This window comes from Shewanella sp. TB7-MNA-CIBAN-0143 (assembly GCF_040310065.1).
Lineage (GTDB): Bacteria > Pseudomonadota > Gammaproteobacteria > Enterobacterales > Shewanellaceae > Shewanella.
Window position 1 is genome coordinate 207792 of sequence record NZ_JBEOPL010000005.1, and the last position, 24113, is coordinate 231904.

At 41.1% G+C, this 24113-nt stretch carries 18 protein-coding genes, 2 tRNA genes and 1 pseudogene; 11 read left to right on the forward strand and 10 right to left on the reverse strand.

Going from position 1 to position 24113, the window contains the following annotated elements; translation table 11 throughout:
* Nucleotides 1-7: 7 nt before the first annotated feature.
* The 6 genes from AAEY97_RS06270 to AAEY97_RS06295 form a co-directional block, all read right to left on the reverse strand.
* Nucleotides 8-700, reverse strand: coding sequence for a crotonase/enoyl-CoA hydratase family protein (locus tag AAEY97_RS06270; protein ID WP_162023146.1), 693 nt, complete (start codon nucleotides 698-700; stop codon nucleotides 8-10).
* A 34-nt stretch (nucleotides 701-734) separates the two neighbouring features.
* A complete protein-coding gene (locus AAEY97_RS06275) occupies nucleotides 735-1646 on the reverse strand; it encodes a bile acid:sodium symporter family protein (RefSeq protein ID WP_101088248.1) in 912 nt (303 codons plus the stop codon).
* Between the two features lie 85 nt (nucleotides 1647-1731).
* Complete coding sequence (locus AAEY97_RS06280) at nucleotides 1732-2937, reverse strand: DUF2855 family protein (RefSeq protein WP_350997371.1); 1206 nt, start codon at nucleotides 2935-2937, stop codon at nucleotides 1732-1734.
* Nucleotides 2938-3082: 145 nt separating this feature from the next.
* Nucleotides 3083-4087 (reverse strand): alpha/beta fold hydrolase, encoded by a 1005-nt coding sequence (locus tag AAEY97_RS06285; RefSeq protein WP_243756180.1) that lies wholly within the window; start codon nucleotides 4085-4087, stop codon nucleotides 3083-3085.
* Between the two features lie 25 nt (nucleotides 4088-4112).
* Nucleotides 4113-4775, reverse strand: coding sequence for a nitroreductase (locus AAEY97_RS06290; RefSeq protein WP_350997374.1), 663 nt, complete (start codon nucleotides 4773-4775; stop codon nucleotides 4113-4115).
* Between the two features lie 141 nt (nucleotides 4776-4916).
* A complete protein-coding gene (locus AAEY97_RS06295) occupies nucleotides 4917-7367 on the reverse strand; it encodes a TonB-dependent receptor (protein WP_350997377.1) in 2451 nt (816 codons plus the stop codon).
* Nucleotides 7368-7943: 576 nt separating this feature from the next.
* Here AAEY97_RS06295 and AAEY97_RS06300 point away from each other — a divergent pair.
* Together AAEY97_RS06300 and AAEY97_RS06305 are read left to right on the forward strand one after the other, a co-directional pair.
* Nucleotides 7944-9740, forward strand: coding sequence for an acyl-CoA dehydrogenase C-terminal domain-containing protein (locus AAEY97_RS06300; protein WP_101088254.1), 1797 nt, complete (start codon nucleotides 7944-7946; stop codon nucleotides 9738-9740).
* Between the two features lie 270 nt (nucleotides 9741-10010).
* Nucleotides 10011-11750: a DUF885 domain-containing protein gene (locus AAEY97_RS06305; RefSeq protein WP_350997380.1), complete on the forward strand. Its 1740-nt coding sequence runs from the start codon at nucleotides 10011-10013 to the stop codon at nucleotides 11748-11750.
* A 126-nt stretch (nucleotides 11751-11876) separates the two neighbouring features.
* On the opposite strand, the gene AAEY97_RS06310 is transcribed toward AAEY97_RS06305, so the two are convergent.
* Nucleotides 11877-12485, reverse strand: a complete 609-nt coding sequence (locus AAEY97_RS06310) for a flavin reductase family protein (RefSeq protein ID WP_162023139.1) — start codon at nucleotides 12483-12485, stop codon at nucleotides 11877-11879.
* A gap of 587 nt (nucleotides 12486-13072) precedes the next feature.
* Here AAEY97_RS06310 and AAEY97_RS06315 point away from each other — a divergent pair.
* Nucleotides 13073-13360, forward strand: coding sequence for a sll1863 family stress response protein (locus tag AAEY97_RS06315; protein WP_162023137.1), 288 nt, complete (start codon nucleotides 13073-13075; stop codon nucleotides 13358-13360).
* A 187-nt stretch (nucleotides 13361-13547) separates the two neighbouring features.
* Nucleotides 13548-14015, forward strand: coding sequence for a hypothetical protein (locus tag AAEY97_RS06320; RefSeq protein WP_350997385.1), 468 nt, complete (start codon nucleotides 13548-13550; stop codon nucleotides 14013-14015).
* A gap of 131 nt (nucleotides 14016-14146) precedes the next feature.
* On the opposite strand, the gene AAEY97_RS06325 is transcribed toward AAEY97_RS06320, so the two are convergent.
* On the reverse strand, nucleotides 14147-14359 hold the full coding sequence (locus tag AAEY97_RS06325; RefSeq protein ID WP_350997388.1) for a hypothetical protein: 213 nt from the start codon (nucleotides 14357-14359) through the stop codon (nucleotides 14147-14149).
* A 380-nt stretch (nucleotides 14360-14739) separates the two neighbouring features.
* On the opposite strand from AAEY97_RS06325, the gene nhaA reads away from it, so the two are divergent.
* The 7 genes and pseudogenes from nhaA to AAEY97_RS06360 all read left to right on the forward strand — a co-directional run bounded on the left by nhaA (nucleotide 14740) and on the right by AAEY97_RS06360 (nucleotide 22922).
* Complete coding sequence (gene nhaA, locus AAEY97_RS06330) at nucleotides 14740-16101, forward strand: Na+/H+ antiporter NhaA (RefSeq protein ID WP_162023134.1); 1362 nt, start codon at nucleotides 14740-14742, stop codon at nucleotides 16099-16101.
* Between the two features lie 115 nt (nucleotides 16102-16216).
* Nucleotides 16217-16369 (forward strand): TetR/AcrR family transcriptional regulator, encoded by a 153-nt coding sequence (locus tag AAEY97_RS06335; protein ID WP_350997392.1) that lies wholly within the window; start codon nucleotides 16217-16219, stop codon nucleotides 16367-16369.
* Nucleotides 16370-17328: 959 nt separating this feature from the next.
* Entirely contained in the window at nucleotides 17329-18486 is a 1158-nt protein-coding gene (locus AAEY97_RS06340; RefSeq protein WP_350997395.1) for an iron-containing alcohol dehydrogenase, read from the forward strand.
* Nucleotides 18487-18498: 12 nt separating this feature from the next.
* On the forward strand, nucleotides 18499-19533 hold the full coding sequence (curA, locus tag AAEY97_RS06345; protein WP_350997398.1) for an NADPH-dependent curcumin/dihydrocurcumin reductase: 1035 nt from the start codon (nucleotides 18499-18501) through the stop codon (nucleotides 19531-19533).
* Between the two features lie 130 nt (nucleotides 19534-19663).
* A complete protein-coding gene (locus AAEY97_RS06350) occupies nucleotides 19664-21046 on the forward strand; it encodes an NAD-dependent succinate-semialdehyde dehydrogenase (RefSeq protein WP_350997401.1) in 1383 nt (460 codons plus the stop codon).
* A gap of 536 nt (nucleotides 21047-21582) precedes the next feature.
* Nucleotides 21583-21882 (forward strand): annotated as a pseudogene (locus AAEY97_RS06355) (substrate-binding domain-containing protein); the annotation flags it as partial.
* Between the two features lie 323 nt (nucleotides 21883-22205).
* A complete protein-coding gene (locus tag AAEY97_RS06360) occupies nucleotides 22206-22922 on the forward strand; it encodes an NUDIX hydrolase (protein WP_310734201.1) in 717 nt (238 codons plus the stop codon).
* Between the two features lie 988 nt (nucleotides 22923-23910).
* Here the strand turns inward: AAEY97_RS06360 and AAEY97_RS06365 are convergent.
* Nucleotides 23911-23987, reverse strand: a tRNA-Val gene (locus tag AAEY97_RS06365).
* 49 nt (nucleotides 23988-24036) lie between these two features.
* Nucleotides 24037-24113, reverse strand: a tRNA-Val gene (locus AAEY97_RS06370).

The following is a 24113-nucleotide window of genomic DNA, read 5'->3' on the forward strand; positions in this document are numbered from 1 at the left end:
TATATCCTTATAATTTCAATGAAATTTGCTTATCTTGCTCGATGGCTGCATCCAATGAGGCGAGAATAGTCTTACGCTCTTTTAATTTGGTGCCTAAATGCGCAGCCATATTCAGCGTTTGCATGTGTTTAGCCACGGCATGTGCAGTGTCCATGAGTTGTTCTGGCTCAACCACTTGATCGAGAAAACCTGCCATTACTGCTTGTTCTGGTGTAAATAACTCAGCATTGATTACCGCGCGCGACAGATAATTTTGCGGAATACGATTACGCGCGATTTCAATGCCTGCCTGATGCATAGTCATGCCAATAGCCACTTCGTTAAGGCCAATTTTAAACGGACCTGCGCTGCCAATACGGTAGTCGCAGCTGAGTAGTAAAAATGCGCCTTTGGCGATTGCATGGCCTGAACAGGCACCGATAATAGGCGTTGGGAATGCGAGCATTCTGCGGGCTAACGTTGAGCCTGCAGTGACCAAAGCAATTGCCGCTTCAGCGCTTTGCTTCATGGTTTTAAGGTCATAGCCGCCAGATAGAATTCCGGGTTGGCCAGTTATTATTACCACTGCATTTTGCTGCTCTGCATGGTCCAATGCACTGTTGATTTGGGCGATGACTTCAGGCGATATTGCGTTAACTTTGCCATTGCTAAGGGTAATAACATGCACATTGTTTTCAATTACTACGGTGATCAGTTCCATTGTTTACCTTTGTTATTTTAATTATTAGTTTCGTCTAGGCGTTATCGGCAACCACTTCGCCATTATTTTTCGATTTAAAATACTTAGAATTTAACATACCCGCTAGAATCCCTGCGGTAAAGAGCATTGTGAGGGTGTAAATCGCCGGCGTGAATGACATCTTGTAATTAGCCAACAATGTTAACGCCATAAACATGGATAAGGTACTGTTTTGTAGGCCGACTTCAATGGTAATGGACGTTCTTTGAGCAAGATTTAATCCAAACCATTTACTTGAATAATATCCAAGTAGCATGGTTGAAATATTAAGAATAATCGATACCGGTCCTGCGGCGATAAGTGCAGGGATAACAATATCTTGCTGAATATACGTTAAAAATATAATTAACAACGTCAAAAACAATATGCCAAAGCGTGATACATGGACTTGAGTACTTTCAGCAATTTTGGGAGCGTAACGTCTGATCAACATGCCCAGCAAAATAGGCACAATGGTCAGCTTCATTAAGCTGAACATGGTTGCCAGTATTGGTAACTGGAATTCATTGCCTTGCCCCATGAAGTGAATTAATGAGTAATTAAGCACCACGGGAATAGTAAACACTGTGATTAAACTGGCCACCGCCGTCATGGTGACCGACAGTGCCACATCACCTTTCGCTAAATGAGAAAACATATTGGATGTTGTGCCACCTGGACACAGTACCAGTAACATGACTCCTACTGCGTATTCTGGTTCTAATGGCATGATATTGGCTAATGCAAAGCCAATAATAGGTAACAAAAGTAGCTGGTTAGTTAATCCAATTGCCACTGCTTTAGGGTATTTAAGCACGCGTTTAAAATCGTCTGTCACTAAAGATAGCCCCATGCCCATCATAATTAAAAAGATGCACACTGGGATAACTTGCGAATTAACAAATGTCACTAATTCAATATCTTCCATAATAACCTCATTCAGATATGACCTTTATTGGGCCGATAACGTCCATTTTTATTTTTAAACACGAGCTTGTTGATTGAGAGTTTGCCTATTGCTTACTTGGTTGGAGTGTATTTGGGTCTAACGATATGATTTGTCCAACAGATGCATCAGCTGTTCCGGCTAAAACCTGTTGGTAAATATCATTAACGTGGTGAAGATCATGGGTGTGGGAAATGGTGATAATGGATCTACAAAAGTCTATATAATGGAGTAACGATTGATTCATTTGTTTCATGGTTTCGCCAACCCCCCATTCAAGACTGCGTTTTTTCAATTGTGTTGGCGCAAAGAAGAATGTTGGAGGTGCACCAGGTAACAGGCTGTCACTTTGTGTGTCTGTTATGTCGATATCACCATGGTGGGTTGCACCGATCCGGCATGAATAACGCAGTTGTTGGGTAAAGTGATGATGAATGGCGGCTAAGGTTTTTTTACCTCCGGCCATGTCTACTAAGATGGATGCCACATTGGCATCTAGGGTGGTGATGTCGTTATAGCTAATAACGTGATCGTAACAACCTAATGATTCAACAAAACTGAGATTGGCCATTGAGGTAATGCCAACCGTGCTACGTTGGCCTCTTTGCTTGATGGCAAAGGCGAGGGCGATACTGGTTTTACTGGATGCACTGGTAATCAGATATTGCGTGGCATCGAAATAATTATTGTCGAACATAAAGTCATCCACTAACCAAGATGTGGTGAACAGTCCGCGTAATAAGATGTCGTAGTCTTCATTTTTTAGCTGATAAAAAGGATTGGCCGTAACACGATCAAAGCGCGCATAAACCGGAGATAAGCCTTCTCTGCATGGATTGATATCTGAAAACGCGCTTGGGTTAACTTTACCAGCAATGATTTTGAGATGGGTCGCCATTGGCATAAATCCCCACACTCGTTCACCGACGTTGATATCTTTGTTATTTGACGACACCACATCGGCAAACCCCATGACAGGTAATCGTCCCCATTGAGTTTGTTGAGCAGTATGCGTTGTAGACGTAATCGAATTTGAAGCTGTATCTGAAGGGACATTGTTAACAGGAAAGAATTGCCAATAACCTAATGCATCCCCAGTGATGCCATAGCTGATGTTATTTGCGGTTAACGCGAACTTACTCACCTTAAGCAATACTTCATTGTCAGCCAATGGCTGCTCAATATTCAGCTCAACAACACGTGTTTGTGACAAGTCATTTTTAGCCACTTCAAATACAAGTGTCGGCTGAACTTGTGATGTTAATGTCGTCATAAAATCCCTTTATCGTTATTATTATTTCGTTTGTTATTTAGCGCACTATATTGAGTTTGTTTTACAACAAGCCTTTAACTAAGGATGCAATTAACTTTTTGTTTTTAAATGTTTTTAAATGTTTTTAGATGTATTTAAATTAATATTAATCGTTTATAAAATTATTAATGGCGACATTCACTTCGTCTGGCCTTTCATGTTGTAGCCAATGACTGGTGTCTTGAAAACGCTTTATGGTGCAGTTAGGCACATAGTGATGAATGTTATCGAGATTCTCATTAACGAAGGCAAGGTCTTGTTCGCCCCATAAAATCAATGTGGGAACATTGATCCGTATATTGGGTACTTTAAGCTGCGATGCTTGTTTAACGGGACTCGATTTAGTTGTGTCATTTTGAGTCGATGTTGTGTCTAGGGATGATGCCGTTGTTGAATTACAACGTTGATTATCTGTGTCATTTTCTGCCAGTTGGGGCATAGCGCGATAATATTGCAACATGCCATTAATTGCGCCTGCTTGGCTCCAAACTTGTTTATATTGCGCTTTTACAGCGGCGGTAAACACGCTTGGGTTGGTACTAACCATGATGTCTTCGCTTAAATAGCGATAATCATCTTGCGTTAATAATGACTCCCCCAATTCGCTGATTAATTGATGTATATAAGCACTTTTTTTGCGTTGTAGTGGATTGTTAATCATTTCTCGAGTGAAGGTACTTGGGTGAGCCGCATTAACAATTATCAGCTTACTGATTAACTGAGCATGAAACGCTGCTAATGGCCAAGCAATAGCGCCGCCCCAATCATGGGCGACTAAAATAACAGGCTGAGTAGGGCTAATTGCAGCAATAAACTTGGCCATAAAGCCGATAAGATTGGGTACCGCATAAAAACTAACATCGTCTGGTTTATCGCTTAGATTATATCCCGGCAAATCGGGTGCGATAACACGATAATGTGGTGAGAAAAAACTCAGTTGAGCTGACCATGTACCCCAATATTCTGGAAATCCATGCAAAAATATTATTGTCGGTTTGAGTGCAGTGATGTCAGCTACAGCAAATACGTTATTTGCTTCGGTAGATTGCCCTGATTCAACATAATGAATATTGACGTTATCCACTAAAATATTTTTATGCTCTAGTTTCATATTCAATCTCATTAGTCATGACTGGTTAATCGAAATATGCCACAGCGTTTTCAATGGATTCACGATCGGTACGGGTATTGTTTACCGCTGCACTGTCATCGGCGTAACCAAAAGACATCCCAAATAAAATACCGCGCTCGGCAGGGAGGTTTAATAGTTCTCGTACTGGGTCAGGGAATTGCCCTAATGCACCTTGCATGCAATTTGATATGCCGTGATCTGCCATAATCAATGACAGTGTTTGAGCATATATACCTAAATCAACAGCGCCCATAATGTCTAAATATTTATCCATAGTGAAAAACACCGCATGTGGCGCATCAAAAAACTGCCAGTTACGTACCATCGCCATTTGACGGGCTTTTTTGTCTTCTCGTGCAACACCGATTGCACTATACAACGCATTCGCTGAGCCAAATTGACGATCACGATGAATACCTTGATATTGCGGTAGCCAATTAAAGTCAGGATTTGGCGAGGCGCCGCTCATGAGTGTTTCCATAAACTTTTGTTTCAATGTGTCTTTTGTCTGACCTGAAACCACACAAGTTTGCCATGGCTGCACATTACAATTGGAAGGAGAAAGCTGTGCATGTGCAAAAATCAAATCCAAGGTTTCCTTGGCAACCGGTTTGTCGAGAAAGGCGCGTGCTGAGTAACGGTTTTTTAATATTGATTCTATAGACATATAGGACACTCTTATTGTTTTATTGATAGTGAGTTTATAGCGTTATTAGCGATATAAATCAGTTGCTTAATCTTGATGTTAATAAAAAAGTCTGCAGTGGCAGTAAAGCGCTATTACCGTCACTGCAGACTGTTTAGCTAGTTAAAATTGGTACGAAATATTGGCTCCAAAGGTACGTGGTTGATTTGGATAACCATTAAAACTGCCCGCTTGAATTGGAGGTGGGAATGCCGACAACAGATATTCATCATTGGTTAAGTTACGCACCCAAAGCTGTAAACTGACGCCATTATCAAATGCCAGTCCCGTACTTGCGTTGAAGGTGTTTACCTCGCGAGATAATGATTCAGGGGTATTTTCAGCCAGCTTAGTATCACTTTCGAAAAGGTAATCGGTACGAACATAGCCATCGGCACCATTAAAGACTTCAAAGTTATACACAATACCGGCAGTGATACTGACTTCATGAATACCAGCCGGTTTCTCGCCAGATAAATCAACCGGTCCGTTTAAACCTGATGCACCAACAAACGAGTCGTAAACAGGGTCGAGGAAGGTACCCGCTAAGGTAAATGACCAATCTTCAGTGAGGTTATAATTAGAGTCGAACTCAATACCTTGGGTACTTTGTTTACCCGCATTGGCCAGTACATAACCTGTGCCAATGAAAATAGATGACTGAAACCCTTCAATGGTTTGATCAAATATGGTTGCGCTAAATGATCCGTGTTCGAATTGAGTTTTAATGCCCAGCTCGTACACCATGGCTTCTTCAGGTGAGGCATAACGGCCGCCATAAACCTGATTGGGAAGTGCTAAGCCTGCCGTTTCTAATGCAGATTGATCCGCTGCGAAAGGGCTTGAATAACGCGATAAGTTCCAAGACGTTGCTTTAAAACCTGTTGCTGCTGTAGCGAATATATTGACATTGTCATTAATTTCGTAAGCTAAGCGTAGTGACCACGTGGTTTTACTATCATCTGATTGATTGTTTTCAACAGCATTTGGTAACCCCAGCATAGGGGGTAAAAACTGCAAACTTTTAATCACTGGTACCGCAGGTGCCAACTGAGGAATACTGCCAATAGGCACGCCATACAATGTTGGCACTGTGTCTAAATCAAGTGCAGAAAGGACATCGGAATGTTGTTGAGTGATGTTGATTTCTTTTTGATCATTGGTGTAACTCACGCCAAATATGGCGGTAAAATCGTCGCTGATATGGTAATCAAAACTGGCAAATATCGAGTAAGCATCATTTTCTTGTTCGAACTCAGAACTTACTGCCGAGTCACCTGAGAAAAATGTGCCGGGATCCAGGCCATATACTCCTTCAACACCCGCTAATAAACCCGGAGCACCACCAGCCGCCATCAACACATCAAAGTAATTTCTAATGTCGTTACCATAATACAAGGTATCGCCAGTGGTCACTTCTTCATGAAAAATGAATGCGCCAAACATCCATTCGAGCTGACGATCACCGGTAGAGGTTAAGCGAAACTCTTGGGTAATTGTTTCGATATCGGTGTAGCCGCCTTCGTTCAAAATATCGAGAGAAGTGTAATCGACATCATTCATAAAATCAGAATCGTTGGTACGAAATGCACTGATTGAGGTAAATGAATAACCATCAAAATCAACATCTAGCTGCAGTGATACTCCACCATCTTTGACGTTGTTATCGGGATTGGAATTAAGAGTAGATTGATAAGCAAATGAATCTGTTTCATCAAGGTCCATGCCCCCGAGCGCACGCACAGCGCCAGTAGTAGGGCCATTAATTGAATTCTCTACGGTACAGCATGCTTCTTCAATTTTACTATAGTCAGCAATTAATCGAAGTTTTACGTCTTCAGTTGGTTCGTACAGTGCCTGACCTCGAATATTCCAACGGTCACGGTCGTTAATATCGTCTAATCCCACCACACTTTCAGTGTAACCATCTCGTTTGTTCAATCCACCAGAAACACTAAATGCTAAATTATCGGTTATGCCATTGGTGTAATAACCTTTAATTTCTTTTTGGTTGAAATTACCTACGCCAACTTCAATTTTACCTTCTTGATAATAAGCGGGTTCTCGCGTGGTGACGCTAATGACCCCAGCAGAAGCATTTTTACCAAACAAGGTACTTTGTGGTCCACTTAGCACTTCAATTTGCTGCAGTCTTGGTAAGTCACCTATTTGAGATGCCGCACGAGAGCGATACACACCATCGATAAATACCCCAACAGAAGGCTCAATACCCGTATTGTTGGTGCCATTACCAAAGCCACGAATTGAGAAGTTGGTGTTAGTTGAACGTTGTAGTGGGGTGACGCGTAGAGTTGGTACCAGAGTTTGTAAGTCTGTTATGTCCATTACTTTAGCTTGCTCTATTGCTTTGCTACTCACTACCGTAATGGCCACAGGAGATTCCTGTAATCCTTTGGCACGTTTAGATGCCGTTACGACGATTCTTTCTATATCGTCTGCACTTTTTTGTGCTTTTGGTTTTTCATCTTCAGCATTTGCAGCTGAGCTCATTACTCCCATAATCGCAAATGCGAGTAAAGAATGCTTAAAATATGTTGATTTATTATTATTCATTTATTTCCCCAGACGATGACTAATCGTTATTAAACAAGCTTGCCAATACATTGATTTACAAAAGATATGTATGACGCTTAAGCGTTCTTATTTGTAACCTGTAAATATATAGCGTTGTGAAATTAGCGTTATTCAATAACATCAAGGGGGGATCAATCAGCTTAATTTTCTATGTTGAAAAATTATCCTGAAAATACGTCATTACCACTTTAGTGAACAATTAACCGCCAAATCATGCTAGGGGGTGTTTTATAATTAAACAAATCAATTATTTTGATAAGCAACTATTCATATAACGAATAATGCACTGAGGAATTTCACCGTCTGAGTGTTTTTAGTTATGCGTAGGATGAATAATCGTCGAGGGCTGAGGCGGTTTTGTTGCGAAGTTGTTGCTGAAAGTCTAACAATACCGACAAACTATAATTCAAACGAATGTATACATATAATTATTATGCATTTGGATAATACTTGTAGTTAACTTAGCATCGGTAGTAACAAATATTATTTGCATGGAAAAATTCATCCAAATAATCACTAACTAGATATAGATTGATAATGACATGGAGAGTAACAATGCCTGAATATAAAGCCCCCATTCGTGACGTAAAATTTGTTATGCAAGAACTGCTAGATTGTGAAGGGCACTATCAGCGTTTGGGTTACCAAGATGCCAGTATCGATATGGTTGATGCGATTATTGCTGAAGCGGCAAAATTAACCGAACAGGTTGTGGCACCATTAAACCAAATAGGCGATCAGCAAGGTTGTACATGGAACGACGGTGTGGTGACCACACCAGATGGTTTTAAAGAGGCGTACGCTCAATATGTAGAAGGTGGTTGGCCAACGTTATCTCAGTCTGAAGAGTTTGGTGGCCAAGGATTACCGCATTCATTAAATATCAGTATTGCTGAGATGTTTTCCAGTGCTAACCATAGTTTTGCCATGTATCCAGGGCTAAGTCATGGCGCTTTAGCCACCATTGAAGCACACGGCACAGAATCTCAAAAACAACAATTTATGCCAAAGTTAGTTGAAGGTAAGTGGACTGGCACAATGTGTTTAACTGAGCCGCATTGTGGTACCGATTTAGGTATGTTGCGCACCAAGGCTGAGTTACAGGCCGATGGCAGTTATTCATTGAGCGGCACTAAAATCTTTATTTCGGCAGGTGAACACGACCTGTCAGATAACATTGTCCATATCGTTATTGCCCGTATTCCTGGCGCGCCAGAAGGTAATAAAGGTATCTCGTTATTTATCGTACCTAAATTCAACGTTAACGAAGATGGCACCATTTCAGATAGAAACGGCGTGAGTTGTGGTTCTATTGAACACAAAATGGGCATTAATGGTAACGCGACCTGTGTGATTAATTTTGATGGTGCAACTGGGCATTTGATTGGTGAACCGAATCGCGGCCTTAAGTGCATGTTCACCTTTATGAATGCTGCCCGTATTGGCGTTGCTAGTGAAGGTGTTGCGGCTGCTGAAGCCTCATTCCAGGGGGCTTTGGCATACGCAAAAGATCGTCTACAAATGCGTTCAATCAGCGGGGTTAAAAATCCTAACGGCCCAGCTGACCCAATCATTGTTCATCCAGATGTTCGTAGAATGCTGTTAACTCAGAAGTCGATTGCTGAAGGTGGCCGTGCGTTAATTTCGTATCTTGCCCAGCTAGTTGATATTGGCCATGCCGAAAAAGACGAAGCCATTAAAGCTGATGCTGAAACAAAGTTAGCCTTATTAACGCCGATTGCTAAAGCATTCCTTTCAGAGCTGGGTTTTGAATGTACCAGCCACGGTGTGCAGATTTTTGGTGGACATGGCTTTATCAAAGAGTGGGGCATGGAACAGTTAATGCGCGATACCAAGATTAGCTGTTTATATGAAGGTACTACCGGTATTCAGGCATTAGACTTACTGGCTCGTAAAATTATTGGTACTCAGGGTGAAGTATTAAAGCCTTTCTCTAAAGACGTTACCGTATTTTGCCAACAAAACATGGATAACCCAGCCATGGCTGAGTTTATTAAACCGATTATGGCTTATGCTAAAGAGTGGCATGAACTGACCGTGTTAATTGGTGGCAAGGCGATGAAGAACCCGGATGAAATCGGCGGGGCGTCTGTGGATTACTTGATGTATGCCGGTTACGTCACACTCGCTTTCTTCTGGGCGAAAATGGCGAAAGTGGCGCAAGATAAATTGGCTGCAGGCACCACCGAGCCAGCGTTCTATGAGGCTAAAATCAAAACAGCTCAGTTCTTTATGCAGCGCATGCTGCCAAGGGCTAAAGGTCATGCGGCATGTATTGCCAATGGTGTCGATTCTATGATGGCACTTGATAGCGAAGACTTTGCTTTTTAATTGAGCAATTATCTCATCCGCTAAAATCGATTATATTCTCGATAGAACAAGCCGCAGCGTCAATCGCTGCGGTTTTTTATTGGCTGCGAAGTAACAATACAGATGTAACTCATGCACTGACTGTTTTTCTAATCATTACTTTAAAAGGGTCTACTTTATAACCTGATTTGTTGATCACCATTCGTTACAGATTAGTTAATTCAGCGCTCATCACTTTAGATCTTTATTCGGTTATAGTAATCACTTCATCATAAAAAAAGGACTAAGCCGATGTCAGGCAAAATACTCACGTCTGTGATTCCACTACTTGCTCTTATTCCGTTGACATCATCAGCGGAATCCTGGGTTGATATCAGTAATGCATACACCAACAAACAAATTCAGGTAACGAGTCAATTTCAACCTGAAATGGCAAGTTCAATTGGCATTACTGAAACCGATAGTCAATGCAGCAGCATTACTAAGGCACAACAAGATAAGTATATTCGTACTCTTGAAACCAGTAAAAAGACGTTGTTACAAGCGCTTAATACTGAAAAGTCATTGCAGGTTCGTCAAGACCTCAACATTATTATCAACAATATTGATCAGACCATTGCCTCAGGTAAATTAGAAGACAAATACATGTTGCCTTGGGTGGACGTGCCGTTAATTATATTTAGAGGCGTGTCGGCATTATTAGATGATCAAATGTCAGATACACGTAAACAAGCGGCTAATACTCGTTTAGCGTGTTATGTCGGTAAAACGGGTCAACCTGCGTTAACTGAACAAGCAAAAACCTTGTATGAAGCCGCATTAGCCAACAAAAAGTTAATGGGGCCAACAAAAGAAGAAGTAAACCAAGCACTGGCAAGAACCGATACCTTATTGCAAGGTTTGCAGCAGTTGTTTGAGAAAAATGAATTCATAAAAGCCGATGAGAATCTGTCGCTACTAAAGCAGCAAATTGCAGATTACCGTCAGTGGGCAGAAAAAACCGTTATTCCAACTAGCCGAGATGACTTCCGCTTACCGTCAGAAATTTACGCTTTAAAACTCAAAACAGTTGGCATTGATATCGAACCTGAGTTGTTAATTGAACGCGCGAAAGCAAGCTATATGATAACCAAAGCCAACATGCAGGCGTTAGCGCCGTTGGTTGCGCAAAAGTTTAATATGCCATCAAGTGATTATCGCGATGTGATAAAAGCACTTAAAAAAGACTCTTTAGACAACGATAAGATTGAAGATCATTATCGAGCCATTAATAAAAAACTTGAAGCGTTAATCACTCAGAAAAAAGTGGTCAATTTACCTGAGCGCGACATGATTATGCGATTGGCCAGCGAAGCAGAGGCTGCGGGCAGTCCAGCGCCTCATATGTTACCGCCACCGTTTATTGGTAATACGGGTGAACAAGGCCAATTTGTACTGACAACCGGTAACCCTGCATTAACCGGGGATGCTGCTTACGATGACTTTAATTTTAATGCCGTTGCTTATACATTAAGTGCTCATGAAGGCAGACCTGGCCATGAATTACAATTTGCGGTCATGTTGGAGCAGGGCGTGTCACTCGCACGTGTTTATTATGCTTTTAACAGCGTAAACGTTGAAGGTTGGGCACTGTATGCCGAAGCTGAAATGTTGCCATACCTTCCTATTGAAGCACAGCTTATAGCGCTTCAGCATCGACTATTACGTAATGCTCGCGCCATGTTAGATCCGATGTTGAACCTAGGTCTAACAACAAAAGAAAACGCCTATGCATTGTTACGCAATGACGTGGTATTTTCAGAAGCGGCAGTGAAACAAGAAGTGGATCGATACACCATGAGAATGCCTGGTCAGGCTGGCAGTTACTTTTATGGCTTATCACGATTATTGGAGATCAGGGCTGACGTCGAAATAGCCCTAGGCGATAAGTTTGATCGCTTGGCATTTAATAATTTTTTGTTAGAGCAAGGCTTAATTCCACCCAATTTAATGGCAGAAGCCGTTAAAGAACGCTTTTTAACTAAAAAGTAAAATACGTTGATATTGATAAATCCCATTTAGTTAAATGGGATTTATCAAATACGGCTCGTATTCTGGCTATTTTATGCAGCCGCACATGCTATAAATTAGCTTAAGCACTATAAAATTATGTCACCGCTATTTTTTAGCATAAGGCAAACGAGCCAGTTTATTGCCTGTGTAGTAACAATCGAGCCCGCTAATCGCTACCGTATCAATAGTGTGTAAATCTATAAACCCATCAGTTTGAACCGCATCATCATCTACATAAACGTCAACTATTTCACCAATAACAAACTCGGTACCATTGATAGCTAAATGTTGATGCTCTACTAGCTTAACTGAATATTTTAGGCGGCTTTCTTTTACAAAAGGCGCGCTAAAGTCTGATAGATATTCAGGCGTTAATCCCGCCGCTACAAACTCTGATTCATCTTTATCATATCGAGCAGATGTTTGATGAGCTTGCTCATAAATAGATTGATTAACTTGATTAATGGTATACAAGCCGGTTTGTAAAATATTTTCAAAGGTATGACGCGGCACACTGTGAGGGCGGATTATCATACCAACCAGCGGCGGATTGGCACCTAGGTGAATAACCGAACTGACAATCGACAAATTAGTGTTGCCCTGTAAATCTTGTGTACCTATTAAATTAGCGCTTTTAAATCCTGACAGTGAATTGATTAAATGGCTACGGGTGTGTTTTTCAAGCGCGTCTAAGCGCTCTTTGGTAAAATGCATTAAAAGTCCTTAACACTAACTAGTGCAACCTTATCAATCAAAATTGGCTGCTTCACCAATTAACGCTACATCTGGGATATTGTTCGTCAATTTGCATTATATGATATCTAGGCCATAAATTATTTCATCTGAGTGTGTTTTTGCTTGTAAATGACTCATTAGCTTTATGGTTATAATTCATTGATATTAATGCTAAATAAATCAAACCAATATACCTCTAGTATGATTTATTCATGTTAGTTTGTTTCTCGCTACTGTATTTCGATACTGCGCAGTGCTCAATTGCCTTGATAAATAACCATCATGTATCTCATGTATTTCATATAACAGCTTAAATTTTTTAATCGCAGGCTTTTTTACGAGCAAAGGTTGCAAATAGATCCATTAACATATCTTCATAACGATATTACATGAACAAGCAATAATAAGGCAGAAGTGAGCAATATGCCGCCTTGCGTGGTAACGTAAATTTAAGCTGGTAAATTTATGCCGGTAAATAATCAAATATGCTGAGGCGCAGTGATTCAAATAAACTAGAAACACTTAAAATGTATAGCGTATCCAATGTATTTAAAAGGACAATCATTATGAGTAAGAAACAAGCATACGAAAAGAAATTGCAAGCGCAGCTCGACGAGTGGAGCGCTGATATCGACAAACTTAAAGCAAAAGCTGATGCGGCCGCAGCTGATGAGCAGCTTGAATACTACAAACAAATAGAGCAACTTCAGTCTATGAAGGACACTGCCAATAAAAAGCTTACTGAGCTTAAAAAGGCCGGTGACGATGCTTGGGAAGACATAAAAGTCGGTATTGACAGCGCCTGGGATTCGCTTGGTTCGGCATTTAAGTCTGCGACGTCAAGATTCAAATAAGCATGCTACATAATAGAAACTCGAGTTAATAGTATCCCTACATTATGGCGGCCAATCATTAATGAGTTTATGCATTAAATGATACAAGCAAGTATCAATATTGGATGAACACCTTCGCTTCAAATGTGTGTACACATTAATAGCTGAATGGGCCACGTTGGTTGATAAATTCTTAGAGGGAAAAAATATGAAAAAACTGTTTAATAAGATTTTCGCTGGAGTTCATTTGTTCGCAGCTGTAGTGCTTATCATCTTATCTTTGATAATTATGCTGTGGTCCATTTATGAGGTCATTTCTGGCATACAGTATGACTCTGGATTTATTCCATTAATGCTTCAATCTGTCGCTGCTATCATTATTGCAGCAGCCATTATTGATGTAGCACAGTATATGATGGAAGAAGAGGTTTTTAAGGACAAAGAGCTGCGAGATCCCAAAGAGGCAAGACGAACAATTACAAAAATTATTGTCATTATTACTATAGCAGTCAGCATTGAAGGACTGGTTTTTATATTTAAAGCAGGAACGAAAGACCTTAGCCTTTTGCTCTATCCAGCCTTACTTATTATGGTATCAGCTATCTTAATTGTCGCACTTGGTGTATATCAAAAATTAAGCGCTACTATAGAAAAAACAGAAGAGGAAAGTATATAGTCATTTGTGAACAATGGTTTTTATGTATCGCTTAGATAAGTATTTATTCGCCGCTATAAGCGGCGATTCTCTTAAGGGAAAATGGCTAGCTAAATAGAGAGGACATCAACACACTATATTTCTTTGTTTAGCTATTTTTCAGGAATATCTTCAAGTAATTTTATGATAGTACAATTATTGTTTAGATGGGCTAGGTCAAGGAGGTAGCTTTTCTCAAGCTCTTGCATCGGTTCATCTGCCAATAATTCCTTTACTAACTGCTCTTCATCATTTGCAATGGCGGTTTTCAAGGCTGCAAAAGTCGCGATACTGTGTTTATGTTGATCAGTATTGTTAGATCCCATTAGTTTCGCTCCGTTAATTGTTCGATATTTATGTCATAGCGGGTTACCACACTAACAATATAACCGTGTATGTTGCAATCATAGTGATGGTAAATATACCGAAACAGATCAGAATACATAGTCAGTTGATTAAACCGATTACAGTCATATTCTCAGGCGTGTCTTGACAGTTTATCAGCAATGTTAATCGCTTAGCTCCGCTGGTTTGGCAAACGTGATGCTAGGTTTGCATTAAATTTCAGCGCGATTGACAGGATATAAAGCCGTTTTGTTAGCAAAGATGGTATCGTATTTGCTCGATGTTTAATGTATTGATTTTAAAGGGTTCTGGATACATTCTTCGGTTAAAAAATCATGCAATAACGTGATGGAGACAAGTTATGGGTTACGAAATAAAGGAAGAAAATCGTGATCATGCTCCGTTAGAGCGTGGTTTTCTTAAGTTTTCATTACCTGTGGAGTCATTCATCGATAGCCAGATCGTAGCTGGAATCGTGTTACTGGTTTCGGCAATAGCCGCAATTCTTATGGTTAACTTAGGATGGCAACACAGTTATGAAGCACTCAGTACACTTAAATTAACTATTTCTCTTGGCGATTGGTCAATAAGTCATTCCTTACATTATTGGATCAATGATGGCTTGATGGTGTTGTTTTTTTTCATTTTAGGGTTAGAAATAAAATATGAATGTTTGGTCGGCGCTCTTAGCGATTTAAAAGATGCTGCATTAGTTATTGTTATGGCATTAGGGGGCATGGTGCTCCCAGCACTGATATATTCAAGCATTATTTGGATTAGTGACTCGTCCAATGCGTATCAAGGTTGGGGTGTTCCTATGGCCACAGACACGGCATTTGCTATAGGTATTTTAACACTGTTAGGCGCTAAAGCACCTCGGGCTGCTTACATTATTCTTACGGGTTTAGCCATTGTAGATGACATGGGAGCCGTTGCTGTTATTGGATTATTTTATACTGAACAAATCGAAGTTCTGTCATTATTGTGGGCTGCTCTGACGTTATTAGTGTTATTTTTTATCAACATTCTGGGCATAAGAAAACCTATTTTCTATTTAATGGGCGGTTTTTTTCTTTGGTGGTTTATTCTTCAATCAGGCGTACATGCAACCACGGCCGGTCTTTTAGCTGCTATGATGGTACCGACGCGTCCTTATACCAATAAAGTTTGGTTTCGTCGTAAAATGCAACATGTCATTCAAGAATTTAAGGACGTAGACAGTGTAGACACTCCTATCCTTGAGAATGAAAAACAACACGCACTTGCTGTAAAGGCCGAAGATATTGCCAAGCAAAGTACAGCGCCGATATTACGTTGGGGCTATACGCTAGACAAACCCGTTAGCCTTATTATTTTACCTTTGTTTGCTTTTTTGAACGCAGGTGTAATGTTACCCACAATGATTCCTGAATTTAAAGATACTGTGGTCACACTAGCAATAATACTCGCATTGGTGTTGGGAAAGGGCATTGGTATTAGCCTTTTTGCTTGGTTAGGGTTAAAAGTGGGTGCGGTAAGGTTACCTAATGGGATGACATTTCCTCATATCATAGGTATCGGATTTTTAGCGGGTGTAGGCTTTACAATGTCATTGTTTATATCAGCCTTAGCATTTGAGGGGCAGCCCGCTTTAATCGAACAAGCTAAGCTGGGTATCCTTTTCGGTTCATTATTAGCCGGGATAATAGGGGCTACAATATTGTTTTTGGTTTCTGATGATTAAGTTAAATTGGGTAGCCCCAATTAGCGTATCGAGACGAATAGATAATAGTCAACGTCAATAATGTCAACGTATTAATAGGTACTGGAAATGGCCGAAAAGTGATGGCAAAGAACGCTTGCTACAAGCAATATTAGATTTAATGTGGCAGAGCAGCTATGGCACTCTCACTATTGATGCTATATGTGAGCGAGCCGGCGTGAAGAAGGGCTGCTACTATTTTTTCAAATCTAAATCAGAACATGTTACTGAGGCCATCCTCGACGGATAGGAGATAAAAAAGCCGAAAATGAACACCTTTTTCGCTAACTAGGCCACCTTTAGAACGACTTAAAGCCTACCTTGACGACATACAACAAACACTAGTTGAAGCTATCGAGAAACATGGCCGGGTGTTGGGTTGCCCACATTTCTGTATGGATGATGAAATAAGCAGTATTGAAACTGTTGATTGTCACGCGCGTTAGGATTTATTTAAAAACGTAGATGCTTATCTATTTATCTAACTATTTATAAATTTCAGAATTGTTATTAAGTTAATCTTATGTGGCTAATAACATACGCTGATTATTGTTATTCCCTATCATCATTTTTATACTTAAACAAAACTTAATCCCAATCGTTAGTATTGTTAAAAGGATGTACTCAATTACATCCTTTTAGTCTGAACTGTTTACAATTATTAAGATTTATTGGCCTAATTGGAAAGGCTAACATTGGTATGTTAGTGTAACTAAACAGTAAAATATAATTTATTTTATTTAAAGCACCGCACTAACAGTGATTTTAATCATCTTTTTTTAATCATCTGGTTTTAATATGGTTAGCGTCATGCTGAAAATATATTTTAATATTATATCTAAATATAAATGTCTTAAATCAGAGATAATAACGAGTTTTATATTTAAATATCGTATTGACATATTCAAGTGGTTACTTTAGGTGGTTTACTCATTTAATTATAGTTGACCATTTAGTAAAGAATAACAATGTAGATATCAAGCAAGTGAATATGATCAACGCATTTTATTCCATCTAGGCAATTGCCATGAACGGCAAAATAGCGATATTGGCGATGCTGTTAAGTCTCTTTTTTATCGCCGCAGTTACAAGTTGTCGCAGTATATGTGTTCATCAGGTCTGCCTACATTCGAATACTAGACACAGAAAAATCGACGTATGTCAGCATAAACGTACGCCTTCACATTGAAACAGAAGGAAACATAGAATATGAACAACTTTGACTTGCACAATCCGACAAAAATCCTCTTTGGTAAAGGCCGCATCGAAGACCTTAACGATCATATTCCAGTAGATGCAAAAGTATTGATTATCTATGGCGGTGGTAGCGCGGAACGAACCGGTGTATTAGGGCAAGTGAGAACAGCACTTTCTGGTCGCACATTGGTCGAGTTTGGTGGCATAGAACCAAATCCTCGTTATGCAACGACCCTTAATGCCGTCAAAGTAATCGCTGATAATAACATCACCTTTTTGCTTGCCGTGGGTGGCGGATCTGTCATTGATGCGACTAAATTTATCGCGATGGCGGCGCTTTATGCTGGTGACCCCTGGGAGATCCTTACTGACGGCACGGAAAAAGTGACCGCGGCGATGCCGTTCGGAACGGTGCTTACATTGCCAGCTACAGGATCTGAAATGAACAATGGTGGGGTGATAACCAACCCTGAGAAGATAGCCAAGCTTCCTTTTAGAAGTCCGCATTGCTACCCAATTTTTTCGGTCCTCGATCCTGAACTTACCTATACGCTGCCTGCGCGTCAGATTGCCAATGGCGCTGCAGATGCCTTTGTCCATATTATCGAGCAGTATCTAACTTACCCCAGTGGCGCACACGTGCAGGATGGTTTTGCCGAGTCTCTGCTACGCACCATTATTGAGCTTGGCCCTAAAGCGCTAAAGACACCAGAAGATTATGACATTCGTGCAAGTCTGATGTGGACAGCCACACTGGCTTTGAATGGCTTAATCGGTGCCGGAGTGCCACAAGATTGGGCTTCTCACATGATCGGACATGAGATTACTGCGCTCAATGATACAGACCACGCCCGTACTCTTGCTGTCGTGTTACCGTCACTATTGAATGATCAGCGTGGCCACAAGCACGAAAAATTACTCCAATATGCTAGTAATGTCTGGGACATCACCGAAGGCACAGATGCTGTGCGAATTGACGCTGCAATAGACGCTACGCGGGCGTTTTTCGAGCAATTAGGGATCAAGACTCGATTGAGCGACTACGGTATTGCTGCAGCAGAAATTGAACTTATCGTTCGCGCCTTGGAGGAACATGGCATGACAGCCCTTGGCGAACACAAAGACATCACCCCAACTGATGTCCGTCGCATTCTTGAAGCGTCACTTTAAAGGAGATTGAATATGACACAAACAAACACAACTAATCGACAATGGGTTCTTGCAGAACGTCCTAAAGGCGAACCTACGCTAGACACGTTAACTTTGATTGAGACCGCTATCCCTGTTGCTAACGACAAACAAATGCTACTGCGGACTGAATTCCTTTCGCTCGACCCCTATATGCGCGGGCGGATGAGCGATGCACCATCTTATGCAGACCCTGTCGAAATAGGCGCGGTGATGATAGGCGGTACTGTATCTCAAGTTATTGATTCCAATATCGATGGCTTTGTTCCAGGCGACTTCGTGCTTAGTTTTAATGGTTGGCAAGACTATGCTGTGTCCGATGGCACCGGGCTCACTAACCTCGGTAAGTCTTCGACCCATCTTTCATGGGCGCTGGGTATTTTAGGCATGCCTGGGTTTACTGCCTGGGCTGGCCTGAAGCATATTGGTGTCCCTAAAGCTGGCGAGACCATTGTTGTGGCAGCTGCGACTGGCCCGGTCGGGGCCACTGTTGGCCAAATCGGCAAGCTGCTGGGCTGTCGTGTGGTTGGAATTGCAGGCGGCGCGGAAAAATGTGCCTATGCAGTAGACGAGTTAGGCTTTGACGCGTGCATCGACCATAAGGTTGCTGACTTTGCAGACCAACTTGCCAAGGTGAACTCAAACGGCATCGATGTCTATTTTGAAAGTGTCGGTGGTAAGGTCCTTGATGCCGTCATCCCGCTATTAAATCCGAACGCTCGGATCCCACTTTGCGGGCTGGTGTCACAATATAACGCAACCGAATTGCCAGAAGGGCCAGATAGAATGAACTGGCTGATGGGTCAGATCCTGCGTAAGAAAATTAAGCTGCAAGGTTTTATTATTTTTGATGACTTTGGCCATCTGTATCCCGACTTCGCCGCCGAGATGACTGGTTGGGTTAAAAGCGGCAAGATTAAATACCGAGAAGAGATTATCACAGGGCTCGAAAATGCTCCTCATGCATTTATAGGCCTTCTTAATGGCGAAAACTTCGGCAAACGTACAATCCATGTTGGTCAAAAGTAACAGGTCAATATTTTACCATCTTGATGGTTCTGACTTCGCCCTCGGGCGATAGCTTTTGCAAAACAACACCGGGGGCCGGTTGTTAAATACCCGTCTCCTGTTGGTACATTACCCAAAAAAGGTAAATATTATGACATATGAAACACGCAATCCTTACACTGGTGATCTTCTGGTAACGTTCCCAGATGCAAGCGACTCAGAAGTAAAGCAAGCAATTGAAAATGCGCATGATGCTTTTTTACTTTGGAAAAATACTGGGTTTACTGAGCGTGCGCGCATAATGCACGCCGCCGCCGAATTATTACGTCGTGACGTTGATTATTATGCCAATTTGCTCACCATTGAGATGGGTAAACTTATATCCGAAGCCAAAGCAGAAATAGCGTTGTCAGCAGATATCTTCGACTACTATGCAAATAATGCACAGAAATTGCTGGCTCCACAAAAGCTACCGGTTGCCGACGCTGATGCGGAAATTTTGTGTGAGCCGCTGGGTGTATTATTGGCGATTGAACCATGGAACTTTCCTTTCTATCAGGTGGTTCGTATCGCTGCACCACAAATATCTGCTGGTAATACACTGTTGCTCAAGCATGCGTCTAACGTTCCGCAGGCCGCGGCTGCATTCGAAAAATTAATGCTCGATGCTGGTTTACCTCAAGGTGTGTTCAAAAATCTATACGCTACAAGGTCGCAGATAGAAACGATCATTAACGATCCGCGCGTTCAGGGCGTAGCATTAACAGGGTCGGAAAGGGCCGGTGCAGTCGTTGCGGCCCAGGCTGGCAAGGCATTAAAGAAATCGACTCTTGAACTTGGCGGTGCTGATGCATTAGTTGTTCTAGCCGATGCAGATATGCAGAAAACAATTAACTGGGCGGTTCTAGGACGACATTGGAATGGTGGTCAGGTCTGTGTGTCATCAAAACGAATGATCATTGTGGATGAGGTGTATGATCGGTTCCTTGAAGGATATATTGGTGGTACTGCGAATCTCAAAGCGGGTGATCCGTTCGAGCCAAGCACAACGCTAGCACCACTTTCATCTAGGGCGGCAGCCGATGAAATCAAGGATAAGATTCGCCAGGCGGTTTCTTACGGTGCTACCGCAACTGAGGTTGGGCCAATTGTCCCTGATTCAGGCAATTTTGTTCAGCCAACCATTTTGACTGACATTGCAGAAGACAACCCCGCACGTTATTGGGAATTCTTCGGTCCTGTTTCTATGATGTTTCGCGCCAAAGATGAAGATGACGCGGTCCATATAGCCAATGATTCACCGTTCGGTCTGGGCGGTTCGGTATTTACTGCCAACCCAATCCATGGTGCAGAAGTGGCGAAACGAATATCCACAGGTATGGTCTTCGTCAATCACCCGACAATGGCTAAGGCGGATTTACCATTCGGTGGTGTTAAACGTTCAGGTTACGGCCGCGAGCTAGTCGGTCTCGGCATCAAGGAGTTTGTTAACCACAAACTTATCGCCATTGTTGACATCGACGCTCCGTTCTAGCGCTAATTGCCAATCCGATGTCTAGTCGGATTGGCTTATCCAGTAAGGACATAAATCGGTAAATAGTGAGTTGTTTAGCGATATCAACATAAACACTTTTAAGCATGCAAAAATATCAAAATAGTTAACTCATTTTGCTAGCGACCCTTAGTTAACTTTGCAACGTTTAGCGCCCTCGGCAATTAATTTTCGTTAGATAACTTAGCCAATCACGGAACACTGTCGACTATCACCACATCATCGGAGCCACTAACCGAGACTAAAAGTCTTAATGCAAAACATATCCCCAATTCAGTACTGGCCAGCCTGGTTTGCGAAAACTGAATAAGCCTCCAATTGTCATTATTTCAAGTACTTCTAAAGCGCTAGTATCAGCATTACACCGTCTTTTCATCATGAGAGATGAGGCTAACATTAACAAATCATCCACACGTCATCATCGTTTGTGTCATTGATTATGTGAATTTGTTCAAATCTAGAAATCGATTAGTGTTATTTGAAATTAAAAGATATAACTTTTTCGTCACGATAAACCCAGTGCTATTTTTGCAGCTAACGATGATATGGCTGCTGCGGTGATGTCTATTGCACAAAGCCAGGGGATTAATGTGCCAAATGATTTATCGGTTGTTGGCTTTGATGATACAACCCTCGCAACGGTCGTGTGGCCAAACATTACCACGGTAAGACAGCCTATTGATGAAATGGCAACGTTAGCTGTCAGCTTATTTACCTCAAATAAAAACAAAGACTTTTCAGGACTAAAAAACAGTCAGTTGCGTCATATTCTCGAATTTGAAATTATTCAAAGAGAGTCGAGTAAATCAATTGTCTAGCAATGACCTATTCTACGGATGATGAAGTGTTTGTTTACGAAAAATACAAATACAATCAATAATTTAAGCAGGTTAATTTGTGGTGATCGTTGATAAAACGCATCTAAGCCACAACGATGATAAGTATTGTTGTAATATTGTGCATTGGTGATGTGCAGTAGAAATTGATTTTGTTTCATGCATTTACAATTATGTTTTTGGTGAGTAAAGTGATTATCAACGTCTGTTGAATATGACTTTTTTACTACTACACAGTTGTTCAACGGCAATCTCCAGAGTGTGTATGTACAACCAAGCTCGCTATATTAAATTGGATCTTATCTGTGAATTTTATAAACGAAGTTATTGATGAAGAAACCATCCCTGCTGATTGTATTAGTAACTTAACCGTTGATAATCTTATTTTTACCCTTCATGACAGCAAACTTAAAGTCTTATTGATTAAATACAATAAAGGCCTAGCAACCAATAAATGGGGCTTAGTCGGTCACTGGGTTCGCAGTGACGAAAACCTCGAGACTGCGGCATCGCGAGTTGTAAAAAACACAGCCGGGGTCGAAAACTTATATTTAGACCAACTAGGTGCCTTCGGTGATGTTGACCGTTACCCAGCCAGACGAATTATTACCATTGCGTTTTATTCGTTGGTCCGCTTTGACGAAACCAATTTATCGCATGGTCCAAATGCCATAGAATGTGAATGGTTTGATGTAAGACAAGTCCCTAAACTGATGTTTGACCATGATAATATTTTGGCCAGTTGCCTTAATCACTTAAAATACAAAGTCAGACATGAACCGATCGGTTTTAGTTTGTTACCTGAAAAATTTACCTTATTACAACTACAAGATTTATATGAATCTATTCTCGGTGTGACATTAGACAAACCCAATTTTCGCCGAAAAATATTAAAGATGAATTTATTAATTGACTGTAATGAGAAGCAACGTAATGTTGCCCACAGAGCAGCGTCATTGTATCGATTTGATGTGCATGTTTATGAAAAACTGACTCAATTTGGTTTTACGTTCGAATATTAATATTCCCTAATCTCAGATGCATCTGCAGAGCAGCAAAATCAAGTATGGTATCAACATATCTATCAACCATTACAAAATGACCCACTAATAAAAGATGCCCACAAAGCATTACTCCTATGGCGTGACAGTATGACTGTGTCATTGGTTACTGGGCTGTTACTGGCAATTGGAGGGGTAAATGTACCTTGGGTCGCAAAAATATTTGATCACTATTCTCTAAGCGTTCCCTTCTGTTTTGCCTTTGCCTGCGGACTTGCTGCGAATAATTGCGGTAAAAGAATGGTGACTAATACGGTTACCATTTGCTACGGCACTAAATTTCACAATCTAAATAGAAAACCGCAGGTGTTCAAATTAACCAAATAGTAGAGTTAAGTCGCTTGCCCTGAGTTGGCGGATCAGAGCTGTGGTTGAAAAGAACAAGCCATTTTGAAAATGTACATTTATCTACTTGGTGTACATCAGGTGTTGATTGAAAGTACGTCAACTGGCTTGTGTGACTGTAAATTATTCATCGTGCCAGTAATGGAAGTTGTAGTTGTCATTCATTTCAGGTTCAAAAATCACTTGTGCCAACATGTTTGGCACGAAATGGACACAAAACGTCATTTTGGTGTTTTTTGCCTATTTTTTTGAGTTTTAACTATCTTATAGGCTAAATTTGAAATGAATTAATTTGTAAGACTTCTAGACACGAAAAATAACTGCTTGGCACGAGGTTAATGCGATTTGGCGCAGATAAATTTTTACGTAGAGAGTTTGGTAATAAAAAAAGGTTTTTAAAACGAGGAGTTACTGCAAGAAATGGTACACCCGAGTGGACTTCGCTTTACCACATGAATACCGACCCCTACCGCCGCCGTTAACTAAGAGAGGGTAGTGCTCTAACCAGCTGAGCTATGGGTTTATTAGCTTGTGAATATTAACTATTAATTTTAGACACAAAAAAACCAGCTTTCGCTGGCCGTATTCTCTTGTATAAGAGAATTGGTACACCCGAGTGGACTCGAACCACCGACCCCTACCATGTCAAGGTAGTGCTCTAACCAGCTGAGCTACGGGTGTATTGTTTATTTTTTAATAGAATCTCAATATTTAAACTCTTTGAGAAGAGTGGTACACCCGAGTGGACTCGAACCACCGACCCCTACCATGTCAAGGTAGTGCTCTAACCAGCTGAGCTACGGGTGT

Excerpts from the sequence above, each read along its gene's own strand:
- AAEY97_RS06270 (WP_162023146.1), bottom strand. The coding sequence starts at position 700 with ATGGAACTGATCACCGTAGTAATTGAAAACAATGTGCATGTTATTACC.
- AAEY97_RS06275 (WP_101088248.1), bottom strand. The coding sequence starts at position 1,646 with ATGGAAGATATTGAATTAGTGACATTTGTTAATTCGCAAGTTATCCCA.
- AAEY97_RS06280 (WP_350997371.1), bottom strand. The coding sequence starts at position 2,937 with ATGACGACATTAACATCACAAGTTCAGCCGACACTTGTATTTGAAGTG.
- AAEY97_RS06285 (WP_243756180.1), bottom strand. The coding sequence starts at position 4,087 with ATGAAACTAGAGCATAAAAATATTTTAGTGGATAACGTCAATATTCAT.
- AAEY97_RS06290 (WP_350997374.1), bottom strand. The coding sequence starts at position 4,775 with ATGTCTATAGAATCAATATTAAAAAACCGTTACTCAGCACGCGCCTTT.
- AAEY97_RS06295 (WP_350997377.1), bottom strand. The coding sequence starts at position 7,367 with ATGAATAATAATAAATCAACATATTTTAAGCATTCTTTACTCGCATTT.
- AAEY97_RS06300 (WP_101088254.1), top strand. The coding sequence starts at position 7,944 with ATGCCTGAATATAAAGCCCCCATTCGTGACGTAAAATTTGTTATGCAA.
- AAEY97_RS06305 (WP_350997380.1), top strand. The coding sequence starts at position 10,011 with ATGTCAGGCAAAATACTCACGTCTGTGATTCCACTACTTGCTCTTATT.
- AAEY97_RS06310 (WP_162023139.1), bottom strand. The coding sequence starts at position 12,485 with ATGCATTTTACCAAAGAGCGCTTAGACGCGCTTGAAAAACACACCCGT.
- AAEY97_RS06315 (WP_162023137.1), top strand. The coding sequence starts at position 13,073 with ATGAGTAAGAAACAAGCATACGAAAAGAAATTGCAAGCGCAGCTCGAC.
- AAEY97_RS06320 (WP_350997385.1), top strand. The coding sequence starts at position 13,548 with ATGAAAAAACTGTTTAATAAGATTTTCGCTGGAGTTCATTTGTTCGCA.
- AAEY97_RS06325 (WP_350997388.1), bottom strand. The coding sequence starts at position 14,359 with ATGGGATCTAACAATACTGATCAACATAAACACAGTATCGCGACTTTT.
- nhaA (WP_162023134.1), top strand. The coding sequence starts at position 14,740 with ATGGGTTACGAAATAAAGGAAGAAAATCGTGATCATGCTCCGTTAGAG.
- AAEY97_RS06340 (WP_350997395.1), top strand. The coding sequence starts at position 17,329 with ATGAACAACTTTGACTTGCACAATCCGACAAAAATCCTCTTTGGTAAA.
- curA (WP_350997398.1), top strand. The coding sequence starts at position 18,499 with ATGACACAAACAAACACAACTAATCGACAATGGGTTCTTGCAGAACGT.
- AAEY97_RS06350 (WP_350997401.1), top strand. The coding sequence starts at position 19,664 with ATGACATATGAAACACGCAATCCTTACACTGGTGATCTTCTGGTAACG.